Annotated in this window: 6 protein-coding genes; all 6 read right to left on the reverse strand. The window is 63.0% G+C overall.

What is annotated here, in order from left to right:
- Positions 1 to 437: ATP-binding cassette domain-containing protein (locus WCA85_RS31155; RefSeq protein ID WP_424068888.1), on the reverse strand; the 437-nt coding region annotated here is incomplete at its 3' end.
- Between the two features lie 8 nt (positions 438 to 445).
- The gene (gene phnK / locus WCA85_RS31160) at positions 446 to 1216 is read right to left on the reverse strand and encodes a phosphonate C-P lyase system protein PhnK (protein WP_424068891.1); all 771 of its coding nucleotides are present in this window, start codon (positions 1214 to 1216) and stop codon (positions 446 to 448) included.
- Complete coding sequence (locus WCA85_RS31165) at positions 1213 to 2121, reverse strand: alpha-D-ribose 1-methylphosphonate 5-phosphate C-P-lyase PhnJ (RefSeq protein ID WP_424068892.1); 909 nt, start codon at positions 2119 to 2121, stop codon at positions 1213 to 1215. Before WCA85_RS31165 ends, phnK begins: the two co-directional genes overlap by 4 nt.
- Complete coding sequence (locus WCA85_RS31170; protein WP_424068894.1) at positions 2118 to 3293, reverse strand: carbon-phosphorus lyase complex subunit PhnI; 1176 nt, start codon at positions 3291 to 3293, stop codon at positions 2118 to 2120. Before WCA85_RS31170 ends, WCA85_RS31165 begins: the two co-directional genes overlap by 4 nt.
- On the reverse strand, positions 3293 to 3931 hold the full coding sequence (gene phnH, locus WCA85_RS31175; RefSeq protein ID WP_424068896.1) for a phosphonate C-P lyase system protein PhnH: 639 nt from the start codon (positions 3929 to 3931) through the stop codon (positions 3293 to 3295). The genes WCA85_RS31170 and phnH overlap by 1 nt, the downstream gene beginning before the upstream one ends.
- An 11-nt stretch (positions 3932 to 3942) precedes the next feature.
- On the reverse strand, positions 3943 to 4164 hold a 222-nt coding region (locus WCA85_RS31180; protein WP_424068898.1), incomplete at its 5' end, for a phosphonate C-P lyase system protein PhnG.

A 4164-nucleotide genomic window follows, 5' to 3' on the forward strand; every position in this document is an offset into this window, starting at 1 on the left:
GCGCGTTCGCGCGCTTCGTCTTCGGCCACGCCGCGCGAGACGAGCGGTTCGGCCACCAGCGCGAGCGTGCTCACACGCGGAATGACGCGCAGGAACTGGCTCACGTAGCCGACCACTTCGCGCCGCAGGCGCAGCACATCGTGCGGCTCGGCGCCGGTAATCGTGACGTGTTGCTTGAGGTGAGGGTTCGAACGGATCGCAATGGATCCCGTACTCGCCAGATAGTTGCCATACAGGCAGCGCAGCAGCGTGCTCTTGCCTGCGCCGGATGGCCCGACCAGGACGACGCATTCGCCCTGTTCGACGTCCAGCGAGACGCCGGAAAGTGCATCGATCTGCACGCCACCCTGTGCGTGCAGCGTAAAGGTCTTGCCGATATTGACGGCACGCAGCATCAGCGCCGCGTTGTCGAGAAAAGCGTGTTCAATCGATGACATGGTGAGCCTCAAACCGGCAGAACCGAAGAAACCAGCGTTTGCGTGTACGGGTGCTGCGGATCGTCCAGCACCTGGTCGGTCAATCCCGATTCGACGACCTCACCGCCTTGCATCACCATCAGACGATGCGCAAGCAACCGCGCCACGCCGATATCGTGCGTGACGATCAGCACCGACAGATGCAGCGTGCTGGTGAGCGTACGCAACAGATCGAGCAAGCGTGCCTGCACGGAGACGTCAAGACCGGCGGTCGGCTCATCCATGAACACGAGGCGCGGCCCGGTGACGAGATTACGGGCAATCTGCAGGCGCTGCTGCATGCCGCCCGAAAACGCTGCCGGGAATTCGTCGATGCGCGTGGCGTCCAGTTCGACCCGCTCCATCCACTGCGTGGCGGTGTGGCGGATCTGTCCATAGTGACGCGCGCCCACGGCCATCAGCGGTTCGCCGATATTCGCGCCGGCCGAGACGCCGCTACGCAAGCCGTCACGCGGATTTTGCTGTACGAACCCCCATTCGGTGTGCATCAGCAAGCGCCGGCGTGGCTCGGACAGCGCAAAAAGATCGACCATCTCGCCATGCGCGGCGTTATAGCGAAGCGTGCCGCTGTCTGCCTCGGTGCGCAGCGCGAGGGTGTTGAGCAACGTGGTCTTACCCGAGCCCGACTCGCCGACGATGCACAACACTTCGCCCGGATACAGATCGAAGCTGACATTGCGGCAGCCATTGCGGCCACCGTATTGCTTCGTGATGGCGTGGGCCTGAAGCAGCGGGGTCATACGGATTCTCCTTCAGCGTGACCGTCAGCCTGCTGATCGCGGCGGTCATGACAGTAGTCGCTATCCGAGCAGACGAACATCCGCTTGCCCGCATCGTCGACGATCATTTCATCGAGGAAGCTCTCCGTGGAACCACACAGCGCACAGGCATGCTCCCAGCGCTGTATTTCGAATGGGTGATCGTCGAAGTCGAGACTGCGCACGGGCGTATACGGCGGAATGGCGTGAATGCGCCGTTCGCGTCCCGCGCCGAACAGTTGCAGCGCAGGATTCATATGCATCTTCGGATTGTCGAACTTCGGGATCGGCGAGGGCGAGCTCAAATAACGCTCGTTGACGATCACCGGGTAGTCATACGTGGTAGCGATGCCGCCGTGGTGCACGATGTCCTCGTAGAGCTTGACGCTGATGAGGCCGTAATCCGCCAACGCATGCAGCTTTTTGCATTCCGCAACGCGCGGTTCGAGCCGGAATAGCGGCTCGGGCATCGGCACCTGATAGACGAGAATCTGTTTATCGGTAAGCGGCGTCTCCGGAATACGGTGACGGGTCTGCACGATCGTCGCTTCCGAGGTGCGCCGCGTCGTTGCCACACCGGCAGTGCGCGCAAAGAAGCGGCGGATATTGACCGCGTTGGTGGTTTCGTCCGAACCCTGGTCGATCACCTTGAGCGTATCGCTGCGACCGATAATGGCCGACGTCACCTGAATGCCGCCCGTGCCCCAGCCGAACGGCAACGGCATTTCGCGCGAGGCGAACGGCACCTGATAGCCGGGCACCGCGACCGCTTTCAGGAGCGAGCGGCGAATCATCCGCTTGGTCTGTTCGTCGAGATAGGCGAAGTTATAGCCTTCAGCGGCGCTGTCATGGGGCGCGCCGGCAAGTTGCGATTCTGGCGCGTTCATGCCGCTTGCTCCTGCTGGGGTTGAGCGTCTTCAGCCTGGTTGCCGGTTGAGGGTGCCAGGGATGCCGAAGCAGCGGCATGTTGCGCGCGTAGGCGGCGCACCAGTTCGAGTTCGGCCTGGAAGTCGACGTAGTGGGGCAGTTTCAGATGCTGCACGAAACCGGAGGCCTCGACGTTATCGCTGTGTGACAGCATGAATTCGATGTCTTGAGTCGGCGACGCGAGCGTTTCGCCGAGTTCCTCGGCGCGCAGCGCGCGGTCTACGAGTGCCATCGCCATGGCCTTGCGCTCGGAATGGCCGAAGACGAGACCGTAGCCCTGCGTGAAGGTGGGCGGGACGTCGCCGCTGCCGGCGAACTGATTGATCATCTGGCATTCGGTGATGTCGATCTCGCCGATTTCCACCGCTTCACCCAGTTCGTCGAGTTCCATCTCGACCGTTACCGAGCCAAAGCGAATCTCACCCGCGAACGGATGCGAATGTGCGTAGCCGCGCTGCGTCGCATAGCCCATCGCGAGCAGGAACCCCTCATCGCCACGCGCCAGATTCTGCAGACGTGTCGCGCGGCTCGCCGGAAACGCGAGCGGCTCGCGCGTCAGATCGCCGGGTTCGGCTGCGTCGGGTGAGGGCGTTTCCTGTTCGATCAGGCCTTCCTTGTTGAGAAGGCTGACGACACGCGGCATCGCTTCAGGTTTGACGTCGGCGCATGTGTGCGGTGCTTGTGCAGCTGACGCAAGCGGCTCGTTGTTACCAGAAGCCTGTGCGTCGGCCAGCAAAGCGAAATCGAGCAGACGTTGCGTGTAATCGTAAGTAGCACCGAGCAACTGACCGCCGGGCACATCCTTGAAGGTCGCGGAAATGCGACGCTCCACGAGCATCCCTTCGCTATCGAGCGGCTGCGTATAGCCGAAGCGCGGCAACGTGGTGCGATACGCACGCAACAGGAAAATGGCTTCGACGAGATCGCCGGCCGCCTGCTTGATGGCGAGCGCCGCGAGTTCCTCGTCGTACACGGACCCTTCGGTCATCACGCGAGCGACGGCGAGACGCAACTGCTCGCGAATCTGTCCGACGCTCAGTTCGGCGAGCCGCGTGTCGCCGCGGCGCGATTTGTCGAGCAAACGCCACGACGCCTCGATCGCGCGTTCGCCCCCTTTGACGGCAACGTACATCAGTTCACCTTCGCTTGAGTGGTGCGCGGCAGGCCTATCAACGCATTGCCGCAGACGAAATAGCAATCGATGCCGCACGGAAAGAGCGGCGCGAGTCCGGCGCGTTCACGCCAGAAGTGTTCAGGCAGACCGACCGGCGAGATGGTGACGGTGCGCTCGATACCAGGGCCGCTCAGCACGACCGGTGCGCCGCCGGTGAGCGCGTCAACGCGCATCAGCAGCGTGGCCGCATGTTCGGGCGATTCCGCCGTGCCCAGAGAAAGCTGCTCCAACTGCGGCAATTCAGTGGCGTCGTGGACGTACGCAAACGCGGCTTCCTGCATGTCGTCGACAATTGGGGCGCCGGTGTGAAAGCGCAGCGCGGACGCCAGCGCCGGATCAGGTTGCGCGAGCCACACGGACGTCGAGTAATCGCATAACGTCAGCAACGCAGCCAGTGCGGCAAGTTCAGCGCGCGAGCGATGCGTGCCATTCGCCTGAGAGGCGGGCAACACATGCTCGATGATGCCGATCGTGCCCGGCCTCGAGAGCGTATCGAGCAGCGTGCGAAACACCGCCTGCGTGTCGTGAACCGGATCAGTAAAACCTGGTGCCAGCGTGGAGAGCGCGATTTGCGCGGCGTTCTGGCTGTTTTCCATGGAATGGCTCATCAGTCGCCTCGCACCATCGTGAAGAACTCGACGCGCGTCGATGCGGCTTCCTCGCGGCGGACGGCGCGCTGTTGCACGAGTTGGGCCGCAAGCGGTTCGATCAGATCAGCATAAAGACGGGCCTGCTCCGGCAACTGCAGCATCGCATCGGCAAGCGCGGCGAGTTCTGCGCGACGGCGGTCGCGGCCCAGGTGGCAGGCGACACCGACCGGCGCATGCTC

The organism is Paraburkholderia sp. (genome assembly GCF_049581445.1).
Classification (GTDB): Bacteria; Pseudomonadota; Gammaproteobacteria; order Burkholderiales; family Burkholderiaceae; genus Paraburkholderia.

Bases quoted from the DNA above. Each gene is read 5' to 3' on its own strand.
- WCA85_RS31170 (WP_424068894.1), bottom strand. From the start codon at position 3,293: ATGTACGTTGCCGTCAAAGGGGGCGAACGCGCGATCGAGGCGTCGTGG.
- WCA85_RS31165 (WP_424068892.1), bottom strand. From the start codon at position 2,121: ATGAACGCGCCAGAATCGCAACTTGCCGGCGCGCCCCATGACAGCGCC.
- phnH (WP_424068896.1), bottom strand. From the start codon at position 3,931: ATGGAAAACAGCCAGAACGCCGCGCAAATCGCGCTCTCCACGCTGGCA.
- phnK (WP_424068891.1), bottom strand. From the start codon at position 1,216: ATGACCCCGCTGCTTCAGGCCCACGCCATCACGAAGCAATACGGTGGC.